The 16,675-nt window shown below is 66.1% G+C and carries 12 protein-coding genes; 10 read left to right on the top strand and 2 right to left on the bottom strand.

Annotation, left to right across the window (positions count from 1 at the left end):
* Window positions 1-72: 72 nt before the first annotated feature.
* Entirely contained in the window at window positions 73-1,089 is a 1,017-nt protein-coding gene (locus tag VRZ08_RS13445) for an LLM class flavin-dependent oxidoreductase (protein WP_107345452.1), read from the bottom strand.
* 410 nt (window positions 1,090-1,499) lie between these two features.
* On the opposite strand from VRZ08_RS13445, the gene metF reads away from it, so the two are divergent.
* The 4 genes from metF to VRZ08_RS13425 all read left to right on the top strand — a co-directional run bounded on the left by metF (window position 1,500) and on the right by VRZ08_RS13425 (window position 8,150).
* Window positions 1,500-2,387: a methylenetetrahydrofolate reductase [NAD(P)H] gene (metF, locus tag VRZ08_RS13440; RefSeq protein ID WP_414532843.1), complete on the top strand. Its 888-nt coding sequence runs from the start codon at window positions 1,500-1,502 to the stop codon at window positions 2,385-2,387.
* An 82-nt stretch (window positions 2,388-2,469) separates the two neighbouring features.
* Window positions 2,470-2,871 carry an endonuclease domain-containing protein gene (locus VRZ08_RS13435; protein ID WP_414532842.1) on the top strand — a complete coding sequence of 134 codons (402 nt, stop codon included), beginning with the start codon at window positions 2,470-2,472 and terminating at the stop codon, window positions 2,869-2,871.
* 11 nt (window positions 2,872-2,882) lie between these two features.
* Window positions 2,883-6,764 (top strand): methionine synthase, encoded by a 3,882-nt coding sequence (gene metH, locus VRZ08_RS13430; RefSeq protein WP_414532841.1) that lies wholly within the window; start codon window positions 2,883-2,885, stop codon window positions 6,762-6,764.
* A gap of 1,098 nt (window positions 6,765-7,862) precedes the next feature.
* On the top strand, window positions 7,863-8,150 hold the full coding sequence (locus VRZ08_RS13425; protein ID WP_414532840.1) for a GIY-YIG nuclease family protein: 288 nt from the start codon (window positions 7,863-7,865) through the stop codon (window positions 8,148-8,150).
* Window positions 8,151-8,458: 308 nt separating this feature from the next.
* On the opposite strand, the gene glpK is transcribed toward VRZ08_RS13425, so the two are convergent.
* Window positions 8,459-9,967 carry a glycerol kinase GlpK gene (gene glpK / locus VRZ08_RS13420; RefSeq protein ID WP_414532839.1) on the bottom strand — a complete coding sequence of 503 codons (1,509 nt, stop codon included), beginning with the start codon at window positions 9,965-9,967 and terminating at the stop codon, window positions 8,459-8,461.
* Between the two features lie 208 nt (window positions 9,968-10,175).
* Here glpK and VRZ08_RS13415 point away from each other — a divergent pair, with 208 nt between their 5' ends.
* The 6 genes from VRZ08_RS13415 (at window position 10,176) to VRZ08_RS13390 (ending at window position 16,589) form a co-directional block, all read left to right on the top strand.
* A complete protein-coding gene (locus VRZ08_RS13415; protein ID WP_047310094.1) occupies window positions 10,176-10,760 on the top strand; it encodes an ANTAR domain-containing response regulator in 585 nt (194 codons plus the stop codon).
* Window positions 10,757-11,917: a CmpA/NrtA family ABC transporter substrate-binding protein gene (locus VRZ08_RS13410; protein WP_414532838.1), complete on the top strand. Its 1,161-nt coding sequence runs from the start codon at window positions 10,757-10,759 to the stop codon at window positions 11,915-11,917. Before VRZ08_RS13415 ends, VRZ08_RS13410 begins: the two co-directional genes overlap by 4 nt.
* A 20-nt stretch (window positions 11,918-11,937) precedes the next feature.
* Complete coding sequence (locus VRZ08_RS13405) at window positions 11,938-12,378, top strand: globin domain-containing protein (RefSeq protein WP_012497109.1); 441 nt, start codon at window positions 11,938-11,940, stop codon at window positions 12,376-12,378.
* 357 nt (window positions 12,379-12,735) lie between these two features.
* Entirely contained in the window at window positions 12,736-13,158 is a 423-nt protein-coding gene (locus VRZ08_RS13400; protein WP_264053026.1) for a globin family protein, read from the top strand.
* 42 nt (window positions 13,159-13,200) lie between these two features.
* Window positions 13,201-14,973: a NirA family protein gene (locus VRZ08_RS13395; protein ID WP_414532837.1), complete on the top strand. Its 1,773-nt coding sequence runs from the start codon at window positions 13,201-13,203 to the stop codon at window positions 14,971-14,973.
* Window positions 14,970-16,589 (top strand): sulfite reductase subunit alpha, encoded by a 1,620-nt coding sequence (locus VRZ08_RS13390; RefSeq protein ID WP_414532836.1) that lies wholly within the window; start codon window positions 14,970-14,972, stop codon window positions 16,587-16,589. Before VRZ08_RS13395 ends, VRZ08_RS13390 begins: the two co-directional genes overlap by 4 nt.
* The last annotated feature ends 86 nt before the right edge of the window (window positions 16,590-16,675 follow it).

Here is a 16,675-nt window from a genome sequence, read left to right as displayed (position 1 = left end):
AGCTCGGTGCACTGAGCTTCTGGATTGCTTCGTCGCTTCGCTCCTCGCAATGACGAAAGCTGTTTTTTCGAACTACGCCGCCGCGCGCTGCAGCTCGAAGGCGTCGGCCAGCAGGCTGTAGCTGCGCTTGCGCGCTTCGTGATCGTACACCGCGGTAATCACCATCAGCTCGTCGGCGTGGCTTGCGGAGATCAGCGGCTGCAACGCCTGCCGCACCGTCGCCGGACTGCCGACGAACAGCCGCGAGCGATTGCGCGCGATCGAGGCGCGGTCGGCGTCGGTGTACGAATAAGACAGAGCTTCTTCGACACTCGGCAGCGGCACGTAGCGGCCGCGATCGCGTAGCAGGCGACTGAGATCCATCGAACTTGCGAGCCGCTCCGCTTCCTCATCGGTGTCGGCGACAACGGCGGCGACGGCCAAAATGCCGTGCGGCGTCGACCGCCAACGCGTCGGACGGAAGTTGCTGCGATAATGCGTCAGCGCCTCGACGGCATCGTGCGACGCGAAATGATGCGCGAAGGCGAACCCCATGCCGACCTGCGCGGCGAGCTCGGAACTGTAGTCGCTTGAGCCGAGCAGCCAGATCGGCGGCAGCGGCGTATCGTCGGGCATCGCGACAACGTTGTTGTAGGGATGGCCGGGCGGAAAGCCGCGCGTTTCCCACAGCGTCAGCTCCTGCAACCGCTCCAGAAAATCATCGCCCTCGCGGCCGTCGAGCCGACGCCGCAGCGCGTGCATCGTCGCCTGATCGGTGCCCGGCGCGCGGCCGATGCCGAGATCGATCCGGCCGGGGAACAGCGCTTCGAGCATCTTGAAGCGCTCCGCCACCACCAGCGGCGCGTGGTTGGGCAGCATCACGCCACCGGAGCCGACATGGATGCGTTCGGTCACCGCCGCGATCTGCCCAATCATGATGTCCGGCGCCGGACTCGCGACTGAAGGAAGATTGTGATGCTCGGCGAGCCAGTAGCGCACATAGCCCAGCACATCCGCATGGCGCGCAAGGTCGATCGAGTTGCGCAGCGCCGCAGCCGGCGGTGTGCCAGTGGTGACGACGGACAGATCGAGGATCGAGAGTGGCAGCATTTGCCTAACCTAGTGCGCGACCGAGGCGGGCGCAAAGGTATTGGGCTAGGCAATTCGACGATCCCCTGCCCGTTTCTTTCGGAGTGGGCAGAATGACCGTCTGCTTGGGAAGGTCTGGCTCATCTGGTTCCGCCAGAATCGCTGCACCGCACACAACCATCTGACAGATCGGTTGATTTTCGAAACAGGCGCGGGATACGCCTTGCCCACCCCCGGACACCTCCCAGCTCCGTCCAACGCACAAAACGGACTATTTTGGGCAACTTCCCAAACTGATATCGCCCAAAGTGGGCTGGCCGCCGAAGTCAGTTCGGCCTAATTTAACGCGGTTCGTGGAGGTTCCTGACCGTTGGGCAGCCGCACGCGCCTGTGGACACCCGAACCGCCCTTTCAAACTGGATGACCATCAGATGAGCGACCTGCCGCAGCAGCTTCCGGCGATTTCCTTCGAGTTCTTCCCACCGAAGACCGAAGAGATGGAGCGCAATTTGTGGCAGGCGATCAGCCGGCTGGCGCCGCTGCATCCGAGCTTCGTCTCGGTCACCTATGGGGCCGGGGGCTCCACCCGGGAGCGGACCCACGCCACGATCGCGCGTATTCTCAAAGAAACCGATCTGACCCCGGCGGCGCATCTGACCTGTGTCGACGCCCCCTGTGCCGACGTCGACGACGTCGTGGCGCGGTATCACGACATCGGCGTCCGCCACATCGTGGCGCTCCGCGGCGATCCGACCACCGGTCTCGGCGGCACTTACACGCCGCATCCGCAGGGCTATCGCAGCTCGGCCGATCTCGTCGCCTCGATCAAGCGCCGCTATCCGGACATCGACGTCACGGTGTCGGCCTATCCGGAGAAGCATCCGGAGAGCACCGGCTTCGATGCCGACCTCGACATCCTGAAGGCCAAGGTCGATGCCGGCGCGACGCGCGCCATCACCCAGTTCTTCTTCGATAACGACCTGTACTTCCGCTACCTCGACCGCGTCCGCGCCCGCGGCATCAATATCCCGATCGTTCCGGGCATCCTGCCGGTGCAGAACTTCAAGCAGGCCGCCGGCTTCGCGGCCCGCGCCGGCGCCAGCGTGCCGGACTGGCTGGCCAAGCAGTTCGAAGGCCTCGACGACGATCCCGACACCCGCAAGCTGGTGGCCGCCACCGTCGCGGCCGGCCAGGTGCACAAGCTCGCCAAGCACGGCGTCAACAACTTCCACTTCTACACCATGAACCGCGCGGACCTGGTGTTCGCCATCAGCCATCTGCTGGGCTTCCGGCCGCAGGCGGCAAGGCAAGCCGCGTGAATTTGCAACCAAATTCTCCGCGCGCAGGGCGCGCTCCCTCTCCCCGTCGGGGAGAGGGTTGGGGTGAGGGGCACGGGCGCCGATGGTCATCCGCACCACGCGTACACCGATCGCCAGGCGCCTGCGGGCTCAGCCGACGCAGGCTGAAGCTCTGCTGTGGCGCCGTCTCCGCAATCGCCAGCTCGATGGCTGGAAATTCAAGCGGCAATTTCCGATCGACAGATTTGTCGTCGACTTCTGCTGCACCGAAGCGCGGCTCGTCATCGAACTCGACGGCGGACAGCATGAACAGCAGACCGAACAGGATGCGTCGCGAACGGAGGTACTCTCCGCGATGGGCTATTTGGTCGTTCGGTTCTGGAACAACGATGTGCTGTCCAATCCAGACGGCGTGCTCGAAACGATTGCCCGAACGATCAGACCGCATGCGTTCGATCCCCCTCACCCCATCCCTCTCCCCGACGGGGAGAGGGAGCCGCGCTGAGTAACTTGCAAATGTCGACTTCCAAAAGCCCGATCGCCGATCGTCTTCGTGCTCTCGCCGCGCAGCGGATCCTCGTGCTCGACGGCGCGATGGGGACGATGATCCAGCAGCTGCAGCTCGACGAAGCTGCGTTCCGCGGGATGCGGTTCAAGGACTTCCACCGCGACCTGCGCGGCAACAACGACCTGTTGATCCTGACCCAGCCGCAGGCAATCGAGGACATCCATGCGCAGTATTTGCGCGCCGGTGCCGATATCGTCGCGACCAACACCTTCTCCTCGACCTCGATCGCGCAGGCCGACTACGACATGTCGGACCTCGCTTACGAGATGAGCCGCGACGGCGCTCGCCTCGCCCGCAATGCCGCCGCCAAGGTCGAAGCCGAAGACGGCAAGCCGCGCTTCGTCGCCGGCGCGATCGGCCCGACCAACCGCACCGCCTCGATCTCGCCCGACGTCGCCAATCCCGGCTACCGCGCGGTGACGTTCGATGATCTGCGCATCGCCTACAGCGAACAGATCAACGGCCTGCTCGACGGCGGCGCCGACATCCTGCTGCTGGAAACCATCTTCGACACGTTGAACGCCAAGGCGGCGCTGTACGCGATCGCCGAGATCACCGACGCCCGCGGCATCGACGTGCCGGTGATGATCTCCGGCACCATCACCGACAAATCCGGCCGCCTGCTGTCGGGCCAGATGCCCGAAGCGTTCTGGAATTCGGTGCGGCACGCCCGCCCGATCACCATCGGCTTCAACTGCGCGCTCGGCGCCAAGGATCTGCGCGCCCACATCGCCGATATCAGCCGCGTCGCCGATACGCTGGTCTGCGCCTATCCCAACGCCGGCCTGCCCAACGAATTCGGCCAGTACGACGAGAGCCCGGAATACATGGCTGGTCTCGTCGGCGAGTTCGCCGAAGCCGGCCTCGTCAACATCGTCGGCGGCTGCTGCGGCACCACGCCGGCCCACATCAAGGCGATCGCCGAAGCGGTCGCGCCGCATAAGCCGCGCGTGATCCCGACCATCGAGCCGCGGCTGCGGCTCTCGGGCCTCGAGCCGTTCGAACTGACCAAGGACATTCCGTTCGTCAACGTCGGCGAGCGCACCAACGTCACCGGCTCGGCGAAATTCCGGAAATTGATCACCGCCGGCGACTACGCCGCCGCGCTGCAGGTGGCGCGCGATCAGGTCGAGAACGGCGCCCAGATCATCGACGTCAACATGGACGAAGGGCTTCTGGATTCCGAAGCCGCGATGGTCACCTTCCTCAACCTCGTCGCCGCCGAGCCGGACATCGCCAAGGTGCCGGTGATGGTCGACTCCTCGAAGTTCAACGTGATCGAGGCCGGGCTGAAGTGCCTGCAGGGCAAGCCGGTGGTGAACTCGATCTCGCTCAAAGAGGGCGAGGACAAGTTTATTCACGAGGCGGGCATCGCCAAGCGTCACGGCGCCGCCGTGGTGGTGATGGCGTTCGACGAGACCGGCCAGGCGGACACCTACGCGCGCAAGACCGAGATCTGCGCTCGCGCTTACGACATCCTGGTCAACCGCGTCGGCTTCCCGCCCGAAGACATTATCTTCGATCCGAACATCTTCGCGATCGCCACGGGCCTCGAAGAGCACAACAATTACGGCGTCGACTTCATCGAGGCCACGCGCTGGATCCGTCAGAACCTGCCGCACGCGCATGTGTCGGGCGGCGTCTCCAACCTGTCGTTCTCGTTCCGCGGCAACGAGCCGGTGCGCGAGGCGATGCACTCGGTGTTCCTGTATCATGCCATCAAGGCCGGCATGGACATGGGCATCGTCAATGCCGGGCAGATGATCGTGTATGACGACATCGATCCCGAGCTGCGCCAGGTGTGCGAGGACGTCATCCTCAACCGTGATCCCGGCGCCTCCGAACGCCTGCTGGCGCTCGCCGACAAATATCGCGGCCAGGGCAAGCAGCAGAAGGAACAGGACCTCGCCTGGCGCTCCTGGCCGGTCGAGCAGCGGCTCAGCCACGCGCTGGTGCATGGCATCACCGAGTTCATCGAGCTTGATACCGAGGAAGCGCGCGCCAAGGCCGAGCGGCCGCTGCACGTGATCGAAGGTCCGCTGATGGCCGGCATGAACGTGGTCGGCGACCTGTTCGGCGACGGCAAGATGTTCCTGCCACAGGTGGTGAAGTCGGCCCGCGTGATGAAGCAGGCGGTCGCCTATCTGATGCCGTTCATGGAAGCCGAGAAGGCGGCCAACCTCGCCGCGGGCAAAGACTCCGGGGAGCGCTCCTCCGCCGGCAAGATCGTGCTCGCCACCGTCAAGGGCGACGTCCACGATATCGGCAAGAACATCGTCGGCATCGTGCTCCAGTGCAACAACTTCGAGGTGATCGACCTCGGCGTGATGGTGCCGGCCGCCAAGATCATCGAGACCGCGAAGGCCGAGAACGCCGATATCATCGGCCTGTCCGGGCTGATCACGCCTTCGCTCGACGAGATGAGCTTCCTCGCCGGCGAGCTGCAGCGGAGCGGCTTCGACGTTCCGCTGCTGATCGGCGGCGCGACGACGAGCCGCGTCCACACCGCGGTGAAGATCGACCCCGCCTACCCTGCCGGCAGCGTGGTGCACGTCAACGATGCCAGCCGTGCGGTCGGCGTCGCTTCTTCGCTGTTGTCGAAGGACAAGGGCGCCGCCTATGCGGCGGAGATTCGCGCCGACTACGCCAAGATCTCGGCGGCGCATCACCGCGCCCAGGCCGACAAGAAGCGGCTGACGCTCGCCGCCGCCCGCGCCAATGCCACCAAGATCGATTGGGCCGCGACCAAACCGGTGAAGCCCTCCTTCATCGGCACCCGGAGCTTCAGCAGCTATTCGCTCGCCGAGCTGGTCGACTACATCGACTGGACGCCGTTCTTCCAGGCCTGGGAGCTCGCCGGACGTTTCCCCGCGATCCTCGAGGATGGCGTGGTCGGCGAAGCGGCGCGGTCGCTGTATGCCGACGCCCGCAAGATGCTGGACCGCATCGTCACCGAGAACTGGTTCACCGCCAACGCCACGATCGGGTTCTGGCCGGCGAATGCGCAAGGCGACGACATCCTGGTCTATGCGGATGAAGCGCGCACCACGCCGATCGCTACGCTGCACAGCCTGCGCCAGCAGCTCGACAAGCGTGAAGGCCGCGCCAACGCCGCGCTCAGCGACTTCATCGCGCCGGTTGCGAGCGGTGTCGCCGACTATATCGGCGGCTTCGTGGTCACCGCCGGCATCGGCGAGGACGTGATCGCCGACAGGTTCAAGGCCGAGCGCGACGACTACTCGTCGATCATGGTCAAGGCGCTGGCCGATCGTCTTGCCGAAGCCTTCGCCGAGCGGATGCACGCCCGCGTCCGCCGCGAGTTCTGGGGCTATGTGCCGGATGAGACCCTGTCGGCGGACGATCTGATCCTGGAGAAGTATCAGGGCATCCGCCCCGCGCCCGGCTATCCGGCGCAGCCCGACCACACCGAGAAGGCGACGCTGTTCGAGCTGCTCGACGCCGAAGCCTCCGCCGGCGTGACGCTGACCGAGAGCTTTGCGATGTGGCCGGGCTCGTCGGTGTCGGGACTGTATTTCAGCCATCCGCAGAGCGCCTATTTCGGCGTCGGCAAGATCGAACGCGACCAGGTCGAAGACTACGCCGCCCGCAAGGGCTGGGACGTCGCCACCGCCGAACGCTGGCTGGCACCGGTGCTGAACTACATCCCATCGCGCAGCACGGGCGGCACCGACGAAACCGGTATGCCCCCGCTGGCGCCGCAAGCCGACGCTCCGCTGTCGGCCGACGACGCCGCGCTGGCCTCGCATCCGCAGGGCTGCACCTGCGCGCTGCACCTCGCCTGGCGCAAGCAGAAGGTCGCGGCGAAGTAACAGCGGCGGACTTCTTGCAGGCGTGATCGCCTGCGCAAGCCGCCGTCACCGCCTCCGCGCCATCGCCTACCTCGGCCGTCGTCCCCCGCGCAGGCGGGGGACCCAGTATGGCAGAGAGCGCGTAGTGGGCCTTAAGCGATGCAGCGGGCGCTCTGGGATACTGGGTCGCCCGGCTCGTTGTATGGCCCGGGCGATGACGGTGGAAAGTCGGGCGAGCGCGTGCGTGATCGCGAGGCTTGTCGCGAGCTTCGGCTCGAACTGCGTTGTTCCGATTCAGCCTGTCAAACAGCCACGGCGTCGCGATCTCGCGGCTCCGCTGAGCCCGAGGTTTGCGCCCGTCGCTATCACAGCGAGGGGCGGGGGCGCGCCGCTTGGCGCAAAGTTGGTGGTTTGTCGCGATGGCTTGCGATCCATCGCGCATCGCCTTACGGCGCGCCCACCAGCGGCGATCTTTTGGCATCGGGACCGTTCTTCCGGGCGCGGGGAGCACGGGGATTTCTCCCGCCTCGTTCCGTCCCGTCCAGCCACGCGAGGGGCAGCCGCTCATAGTAGCGGCGGACGGCGACCTTCTGCCTCCCGGACGATCGGCTTGCGAGGCCGCTCGCGCAGGACGCCGCGTCAGGCTCGGCGCCGCTGCACCATGCAGCTTCGCCAAACCCTCACCGGCCGGTCTCCCGGCCGACGATCTGTCCCGCTTCCAAGCGCCCTCGAGAAGCGCCCCTCACGGACAGGACGACACGGACTATAGTCCTTATAGGAATATTGTCAAGATATGGCCCACGAACGTATACGTCGCCGCTGGCCGGCGGCCATCGCGCGATTGATGCGACGATCGAAACGTCGCGACTGATGCAAGATGGATGCGCGGGTCAAGCCCGCGCATGACGAGGGTGAATCCCCTCTCGTTCGTCATTCCGGGGCGCGCGCAGCGCGAGCCCGGAATCCATACCACCGCGTTCATGATGGACCGAGCCCCCCCGTTCCGCGCATCATCGCAGCCGAGGCGACACCGCTTATGGATTCCGGACTTGCGCGCAACGGCGCGCAATCCGGAATGACGAACGAGAGGCTTGCTGAACAGCATCTAGGTCGGCTTCGATGCCTTACTACGTCTATCTGCTCGCCAATGGAAAGCATGGCACGCTGTATCTTGGCGTGACCAACGATTTGGTGCGACGCGTACACGAACATCGCAGCAAGTCAGCGCCAGGATTCTCAGAGCGTTACGGCGTCGATTGGCTGGTGTGGTTCGAGATCTACGACGACGCCGTCACCGCGATCACGCGGGAGAAACAGCTCAAGAAGTGGCGGCGTGATTGGAAGATCAGGCTGATCGAAGACCAGAACCCGGACTGGGTGGATCTTTATCCGGGGATTTGCAGTTAGCGCGGAGCGCGACGGCGTCGCACCACGTCATACCGAGACAACGCAGGTCACGATGGAATGTTAAACACAGCTCCTCTCTCGTCATTCCGGATTGCGCGCTCTATACGCCGTGCGCTCTCAATTACGGTGATGCGCAGAGGATGGGCCTCAATTTACACCAGGCATAGGGGTTATGGATTCCGGGCTCGCGCTTCGCGCGCCCCGGAATGACGAACGAGAGGACTCCAGCGTGCCGAAGCATTGTCAAAAGGCTGCCCCGGCGAAACACATTTTCTCCATCAGCCTCTAAACTCTCGCTTACGTAGCCGCTAAGCCCCCTCCCCCTCGTCCGTCGCCAGCAGCCCCTTCACCGCCCTCGCCCAACCTGCGAGCTTGCGCTCGCGCGTCGCTGCGCTCATTGCGGGGCGGAAGCGGTGGTCGAGGCGCCAGTTGTCGGCGAATTTTTGCGGTTCGGGGAACACGCCTGCACTGAGGCCAGCCAAGTACGCGGCGCCGAGCGCGGTGGTTTCCTGGATCACCGGGCGATCGACCGGGGCGTCGAGCAGATCGGCGAGGCGCTGCATGGTCCAGTCCGACGCGGTCATGCCGCCGTCGACGCGGAGCACTGTGGTGGCAGCATCGGCATCCGGCCAGTCCGCGCGCATCGCCGCCCACAGGTCGAAGGTCTGGTAGCACACGCTCTCCAGCGCGGCGTGGGCGAGTTCCGCCGGGCCTGTGTTACGCGTCAGGCCGAACAGCGCGCCGCGGACGCGCGGATTCCAATATGGCGCGCCCATGCCGACGAACGCCGGCACCAGATACACGCTCTGCGCCGAATCCGATCTGTCGGCGAGAGGCCCGGTCTCGGAGGCGTGCTTGATCACGCCGAGGCCATCGCGCAGCCACTGCACCGCGCTGCCGGCGACGAAGATCGAGCCTTCCAGCGCGTAGGTGCGCTTGCCGTCGAGCTGATAGGCGACCGTGGTGAGCAGCTTGTTGTTCGACTTCACCGGCGTCGCACCGGTGTTGAGCAGCGCGAAGCATCCGGTGCCGTAGGTCGACTTGATCATGCCCGGGGTAAAGCAAGCCTGGCCTATGGTCGCCGCCTGCTGGTCGCCGGCGATGCCGCGGATGGTGATCGAGCCGCCGAACAGCTCCGGCACGCTGTCGCCGAAATGCGCCGAGGAATCCTTCACCTCCGGCAGCATCGAGCGCGGCACGCCGAGCAACTTGAGAAGGCCGTCGTCCCAGGCGCCATCATGAATATTGAAAAGCAGCGTGCGCGAGGCATTGGTGGCGTCGGTGGCGTGGACCTTGCCACCGGTCAGCCGCCACAGCAGATAGCAATCGACGGTGCCAAACTTCAGCTCGCCGCGCTCGGCGCGGGCCCGCGCGCCGGGCACGTTGTCGAGCAGCCAGGCGACCTTGGTGCCGGAGAAATACGGATCGATGATCAGCCCGGTCTTGGCGGTGACCATCGGCTCCAGCCCCTCGGCCTTCAGCCGGGTGCAGAACTCCGCGGTGCGGCGGTCCTGCCAGACGATGGCGCGGTGGATCGCCTGGCCTGAGACAGCATCCCACACCACCACGGTTTCGCGCTGGTTGGTGATGCCGATCGCGGCGATGTCGGCGGCGGTGGCCCCGGCCTTGTCCATCGCGGCGCGGCAGGTGGCGATAGTCGTCGCCCAGATATCCTCGGGCTCGTGCTCGACCCAGCCGGACGCCGGGAAATGCTGCGGGAATTCCTGCTGCGCGGAGGCCGCGATCGAAATGTCGGAGCGGAACAGAATCGCCCGCGACGAGGTGGTGCCCTGATCGATGGCCATGACGAAAGGCATCAGCGTTCTTCCCGGAGATGATGACGGAACGGTTTTGCCCACCCCACCCGATCGCGGTTTCGCCGTCAATATCGGCTGAAAAACCAGCCCGGGACCGCTGCCGGGTTTGAACCTGGGAGCGCCGGCGGTGCACAATCAATCTGCTTCAATTGCCGACCGGGATGTGGTTTGTGCTGCCATCAACCCTCCATAGGTACCGCCGCGACTGATGGACCATTCGCTCAACATCGTCATCGTCGATGAGAACCCGGTGCGCGCCGCGATTCTCACCGAGGGCCTGCGCGAGGCCGGGATGACAGAAATCACCCATCTCGAAGGCACCACCAATCTGTTGGCGCGGATCTATCAGATCGATCCGGACGTGATCCTGATCGACCTCGAAAACCCCAGCCGCGACATGCTGGAGCAGATGTTCCAGGTCTCGAGGATCGTGAAGCGGCCGATCGCGATGTTCGTCGACCAGAGCGACACCGCCTCGATCCAGGCTTCGGTCGATGCCGGCGTCTCCGCCTACATCGTCGACGGGCTGAAGAAGGAGCGGATGAAGCACATCCTCGATCTGTGCATCTCGCGCTTCAATGCCTTCGCCAAGCTCGAGACCGAGCTGAGCAACGCCCGCTCGGCGCTCGAAGACCGCAAGGTGATCGACCGCGCCAAGGGCATCCTGATGAAGGCCAAGGGCCTGACCGAGGAGCAGGCCTACGTGCTGCTGCGGACCACCGCGATGAACGAGAAGAAGAAGATCGCCGAGATCGCCCAGTCGGTGATCACGGCTTCGGAGATGCTGAAATGAGCGAGCGGCTGCGCATCGGATTCATCCCGCTGGTCGACGCCGCCGCGCTGATCGTCGCCGCCGACAAGGGCTTCTGCGCCGCCGAGGGCCTCGACGTCGAGCTGGTGCGCGAGATCTCCTGGGCCAACGTCCGCGATAAATTCAACATCGGCCTGTTCGACGCCGCGCATCTGCTGGCACCGCTGGCGGTCGCTTCCAGCCTCGGCATCGGCCACGTCAAAGTGCCGGTGATTTCCGGCTTCGGACTGGGGGTCAACGGCAACGCCATCACGGTGTCGCCGGACTTGCATGCCGCGATCGTCGCGATGGCCGACGGCGACGTCGCCGATCCGGTGGTATCGGCACGCGCGCTGGCACGGGTCGTCGCCGAGCGCCGCGCCAAGGGCCAGGAGCCGCTGACCTTCGGGATGACCTTCCCGTTCTCCAGCCACAACTACGATCTGCGGTTCTGGATGGGCGCCGGCGGCGTCGATCCGGACGAGGACGTGCGGCTGGTGGTGCTGCCGCCGCCATTCATGGTGGAGAGCCTCGCCAGCAAGCATCTCGACGGCTTCTGCGTCGGCGCGCCGTGGAATTCGGTGGCGATCGATCTCGGCATCGGCACCATCCTGCATTTCACCAGCGAGCTGTTTCAGCGCGCCGCCGAGAAGATGCTGACGGTGCGGGCGAACTGGGCCGCGCAGCATCCCGAGGTGCTGCAAGCGCTGATCCGCGCCCATGTCCGCGCCGCCGACTACATCGAAGACGTCGCCAACCGCGACGAGGTGTGCGCCCTGCTCGCCGCGCCCGGGCGGATCGAGGTGACGCCGGAGCTGATCCGCCGCACGCTCGACGGCCGGCTCAAGGTCGCGGCCGACGGCACGCTGCGCAGCAGCGACCGCTATCTGCTGGTCGGGCGCGAGGCCGCGGCGCGGCCCGATCCGGTGCAGGGCGCGTGGAACTACGCCCAGATGGTGCGCTGGGGACAGGCGCCGCTGTCGGCCGACCTGCTTGCCGCCGCTAAGGCGGTGTTTCGGCCGGACCTGTATGACGCCGCGGTCGGCACGGCTCCTGCATTGCCGAAAGCGCCCGCCGACGGCATCGGCGAGTGCACCGGCGCGCCGTTCGATCCGGACGACATCGCCGGCTATCTGGCGCGGATGACGATCCGGCGCTGAGCCCCGCACGAGACCGCGTCATGAGTCCGCTCGCGACCCTCAGTCCCGCCGACATCCACCGGGTGCGGACCTCGTTCGACCTGATGTGGCCGCGCTCGACCGAGATGGCCGATCAGTTCTACGCCCGGCTGTTCGAGATCGCGCCGGATAGCCGGACGCTGTTTCGCAGCGACATGACCCGGATGAAGGATAAGTTCATCCAGACCCTGGCGGTGCTGGTCGGCAGCCTCGACAATCTCACCGGTCTGTACGCGGTCGCCGGCAAGCTCGCGGTCGATCACGTCCGCTACGGCGTCCGCCCCGATCACTACGCGCCGGTCGGCGAAGCGCTGCTCTGGAGTCTCGGCCGGCAGCTCGCCGGGTTCTGGAACGATGATGTCGAGCAATCATGGCGCAAGGTCTATGCGGTGATCTCGGCGCGGATGATCGGCGCCGCCTATCCCGACCATCGCCCCGCCTGATCGCTGCTGCGCTGCACATTTCGTCGCCACGCTGCTCAACCGGGCAGCGCAGGACAGCGGCTTCGAGGAGGCTCCGGCATCCCCCACGCGAGCCGCTAAGCGACTGACAATCCGAGCAAATCCACTTCCTGCCAGCGATTGGCACGAAATTCGCTCAACTATCTTTGCGGGATGCCGGTGGGGCGTCCTGGCGTCATCGAAACTCCGACAGCAACGCCGCTGTCCTGGCCTCGCTCCGCGAGCAACCAGGCAGCGGCTTTTTTTCGTCGGTTCGAGGCGCCCCGTGCAAAGGGGATTGGTCGATGCAGCGCTTCGTGTACGGATGTCGGCGAAACCACATCGCAAGCAAGGATCGTGATGACGCCGCAGGCGATCGCATTAGTGCAACAGAGCTTCGCGCGGCTGACGCCGATCTCGGACGAGACCGCGACGCTGTTCTACGAGCGGCTGTTCGCGACCGCGCCGGAGCTGCGGGCTCTGTTTCACGGCGACATGCGCCGGCAGGGCAAGAAGCTGATGAGCACGCTGAACGTGGTGGTGACCGGGCTGACCGCGCTCGACACCATCCTGCCGGCCACGGGGCGGCTGGCACGGCTGCACATCGCTTACGGCGTCAGCGCCGCGCACTACACGCCGTTCGGCGCAGCGCTGCTGTGGACGCTGGAGCGCGAGCTCGGCGCCGACTGGACGCCGGAGCTGGCGGCGGCCTGGCGCGACGCCTACGCGATGCTGTCCGAGACGATGCTGGCGGCGGCTTACGGCGACACCACGCCGAGCTGATCCGCGCCCTGCCCCTCTCCGTGCAAGCGGCGTGAGGCGGCGATGGGCAGCGAATTCTCGATCGACCAGAAGCGCTATCTCGAAGGCTTCGCCACCGGCGTCACCGCGGCGCGCGCCGCGCGCGGCAGCCTGCCGGCCGGCGGTGCCGCGGCGCCGAGCGGCCCGGACGCGATCCACATTGCAGCGCAGGACCGCGTCACCGCGTCGGGCAAGAAGCTCAACGACCAGGAGAAGTGGAAGCGCGAGCAGCATCCGTTCGACGCCTATGGCCGGCTGAAGCAGCAGGCACGCGACAACGCCGCGCCGAAGCCGGCGGACAATTTCCGCTGGCGCTACTACGGGCTGTTTTACGTCGCCCCTGCGCAGACCTCGTATATGTGCCGCCTGCGTATTCCGAATGGCATCCTGACATCGTGGCAGATGGCCGGCCTCGCCGATCTCGCCGACACCCTCGCCGGCGGCTACGCGCATGTCACGACGCGCGCCAATTTGCAGATGCGCGAGATCGCGCCGAAGAACGCCGTGCTGCTCCTGCAGGGCATCGAAAGCCTCGGGCTGTGGGCGCGCGGCTCCGGCGCCGACAACATCCGCAACGTCACCGGCTCGGCGACCGCCGGCATCGATCCGCAAGAACTGATCGATACGCGACCCTACGCCCGCGACTGGCATTTCCACATCCTCAACGAGCGCGCGCTGTTCGGGCTGCCGCGCAAGTTCAACGTCGCGTTCGACGGCGGCGGACTGATCCCGACGCTGGAGGACACCAACGACATCGCGTTCCAGGCGGTGCAGATCGCGGACGGTCACGGCGTCGCGCCCGGCATCTGGTTTCGCCTCGCGCTCGGCGGCATCACCGGCCACAAGGACTTCGCCCGCGACACCGGCGTGATCGTGGCGCCCGACGAGGCGACCGAGGTGGCAGACGCGATCGTGCGGGTGTTCATCGAGCACGGAGATCGCACCGACCGCAACAAGGCGCGGCTGAAATACGTGCTCGATGCGTTCGGCTTCGACAAGTACTTGGAGCTTGTCGAGGAGAAACTCGGCCGCAAGCTGATTCGAGTGCCCACCGAAGCTGCATCCCCGCGCCCGGCGCAGGATCGCGCCGCGCATCTCGGCGTGCATCCGCAAAAGCAGGAAGGGCTGAACTGGATCGGCGTCCGGCTCGCCACCGGTCATCTCACGTCAGCACAGATGCGCGGGCTCGCCGAGGTCGCGCGCAGCTTCGGCGACGGCGATCTGCGGCTGACAGTGTGGCAGAACCTCTTGATCGCCGGCGTGGCGGATGCGCGTGTGGCTGAGGCCACCACGGCGATCGAGGCACTGGGACTGGCGGTCACCGCCTCGCCGCTGCGCGCCGGACTGATCGCCTGCACCGGCGCCAGCGGCTGCCGCTTCGCCGCCGCGCATACCAAGGAAACCGCGGAAGCGATCGCGCAATATTGCGAGCCGCGCGTGCCGCTCGACACGCCGATCAACATCCATCTCACCGGCTGTCATAACTCCTGCGCCCAGCACTTCATCAGCGACATCGGCCTGATCGGCGCCAAGGTGGCGATCTCGGATGAAGACAGCGTCGAAGGCTTTCATATCCATGTCGGCGGCGGCTTCGGCGTTGATGCGGCGATCGGCACCGAGGTGCTGCGCGACGTCAAGCAGGACGATGTCCCACGCGTGATCGCGGGGATGCTGAAGACCTACCTGGCGCGGCGCGCGTCGCCTGCCGAAACCTTCCTGGCCTTCGTCCGCTGCCACGATGCGGCGGCGCTGCAGCAACTGTTCGCCTATGAGCCATCACCGGAGACCGTGGCATGAGCCAGAACCTGCCGCCGCCGATCCCGCTCCTGGTGCCGGAGACCGCGCCGTTCTCCGAGGAGCAACGCGCCTGGCTCAACGGCTTCTTCGCCGGCCTGGTATCGCTCGATGGGCAAGGCGTCACCGCCCTGTCCGCCGATCAGGCCGCAGCATTGCTCGCCGGCGGGCCGGCGCCTGCAGCCGAAGACGACGACGGCGGCGCGCCATGGCACGACCAGAGCCTGCCGATTGGCGAACGGATGCAGCTTGCGGAGGGCAAGCCGCTGCGCTGGAAGCTGATGGCCGCGATGGCGCAGCAGGATTGCGGCCAATGCGGCTACGACTGCCGCAACTATTCGGGCGCGATCTTCGACGGCAAGGAGACGCGGCTGAACCTGTGCGCCCCCGGCGGCAAGGACACCGCACGGATGGTGAAGACGCTGGCCGAACAGATCGGCACCGCGCCGACGCTGGATAGCGCCCCCTCACTTGCCGCCGATGCAGCCCCGGTCGCGGCGCTGCCGCCGCGCGGCACCTCGCGCGACAATCCGGCAACCGCGAAGGTGCTGTCACGACGCCGGCTCAACACGCCGGGCTCGGAGAAGGAGACCTGGCACGTCGAGTTCGAGCTGGAGGATTGCCTGAGCTACGAGGCCGGCGATTCCTTCGGGCTGTTTCCGACCAATGATCCGGCGCTGGTCGACGCCGTCCTGCACGCGCTCGGTGCGCCGGCGGAATTTCCGATTGCGCAATCGACGCTGCGGCAGACGCTGCTCGACAGTGTTTCTCTGTCCCCCGCGCCCGACATGCTGTTCCAGCTGATCAGCTACATCACCGGCGGCGACAAGCGGAAGAAGGCGCGCGCGCTCGCCAGCGGCGAGGATCCGGACGGCGATGCCGCAACGCTCGACGTGCTCGCCGCGCTGGAGAAATTCCCCGGCCTCCGTCCCGATCCGGAAGCCTTCATCGAAGCGCTCGATCCGCTGCAGCCGCGGCTGTACTCGATCTCGTCGTCGCCGAAGACCACGCCCGGCCGGCTGTCGCTGACGGTCGATTGCGTACGCTACCAGATCGGCAAGCGGCAGCGGCTCGGGGTCTGCTCCACCGGCCTCGCCGAGCGGGTGCAGCCGGGCGAGACGCTGCGCGCCTATGTGCAGAAGGCCCACAATTTCGCGTTGCCGTCGGATTCCAGCCGGCCGATCATCATGATCGGCCCGGGCACCGGCGTCGCACCATTCCGCGCCTTTCTGCACGAGCGCCGCGCGATCCAAGCTCCCGGCAAGAACTGGCTGTTCTTCGGTCATCAGCGTTCGGCCTCGGACTTCTTCTACGAGGACGAATTGAAGGCGATGAAAAACGCCGGCCATTTGACCCGGCTGACGCTGGCATGGTCGCGCGACAGCGGCGAGAAGATCTATGTCCAGGACCGGATGCGCGAAGTCGGCCGCGACCTGTGGGGCTGGCTCACCGAAGGCGCGAGCCTCTACGTCTGCGGCGACGCCAAGCGCATGGCCAAGGACGTCGAACGCGCGCTGGTCGACATCGTCGCCCAACATGGCGCCCGCTCGGCGGCAGAGGCGACGGCGTTCGTGTCCGAACTCAAGAAGCAGGGGCGCTATCAGCAGGATGTGTATTAGGCGCAGCCGGTCCACCCGTCATTCCGGATTGTGAGCGCAGCTCGCAAGTCCGGAATCCATAACCCCTGAAACACGTCGTCACGCAC

Source organism: Rhodopseudomonas sp. G2_2311 (genome assembly GCF_047501505.1).
GTDB lineage: Bacteria > Pseudomonadota > Alphaproteobacteria > Rhizobiales > Xanthobacteraceae > Rhodopseudomonas > Rhodopseudomonas palustris_H.
Note: the sequence above shows the minus strand (reverse complement) of the source record. Positions and strands in the feature narration are given on the sequence as shown.

Bases quoted from the DNA above. Each gene is read 5' to 3' on its own strand.
- VRZ08_RS13445 (WP_107345452.1), bottom strand. From the start codon at position 1,089: ATGCTGCCACTCTCGATCCTCGATCTGTCCGTCGTCACCACTGGCACA.
- metF (WP_414532843.1), top strand. From the start codon at position 1,500: ATGAGCGACCTGCCGCAGCAGCTTCCGGCGATTTCCTTCGAGTTCTTC.
- VRZ08_RS13435 (WP_414532842.1), top strand. From the start codon at position 2,470: ATGGTCATCCGCACCACGCGTACACCGATCGCCAGGCGCCTGCGGGCT.
- metH (WP_414532841.1), top strand. From the start codon at position 2,883: ATGTCGACTTCCAAAAGCCCGATCGCCGATCGTCTTCGTGCTCTCGCC.
- VRZ08_RS13425 (WP_414532840.1), top strand. From the start codon at position 7,863: ATGCCTTACTACGTCTATCTGCTCGCCAATGGAAAGCATGGCACGCTG.
- glpK (WP_414532839.1), bottom strand. From the start codon at position 9,967: ATGCCTTTCGTCATGGCCATCGATCAGGGCACCACCTCGTCGCGGGCG.
- VRZ08_RS13415 (WP_047310094.1), top strand. From the start codon at position 10,176: ATGGACCATTCGCTCAACATCGTCATCGTCGATGAGAACCCGGTGCGC.
- VRZ08_RS13410 (WP_414532838.1), top strand. From the start codon at position 10,757: ATGAGCGAGCGGCTGCGCATCGGATTCATCCCGCTGGTCGACGCCGCC.
- VRZ08_RS13405 (WP_012497109.1), top strand. From the start codon at position 11,938: ATGAGTCCGCTCGCGACCCTCAGTCCCGCCGACATCCACCGGGTGCGG.
- VRZ08_RS13400 (WP_264053026.1), top strand. From the start codon at position 12,736: ATGACGCCGCAGGCGATCGCATTAGTGCAACAGAGCTTCGCGCGGCTG.
- VRZ08_RS13395 (WP_414532837.1), top strand. From the start codon at position 13,201: ATGGGCAGCGAATTCTCGATCGACCAGAAGCGCTATCTCGAAGGCTTC.
- VRZ08_RS13390 (WP_414532836.1), top strand. From the start codon at position 14,970: ATGAGCCAGAACCTGCCGCCGCCGATCCCGCTCCTGGTGCCGGAGACC.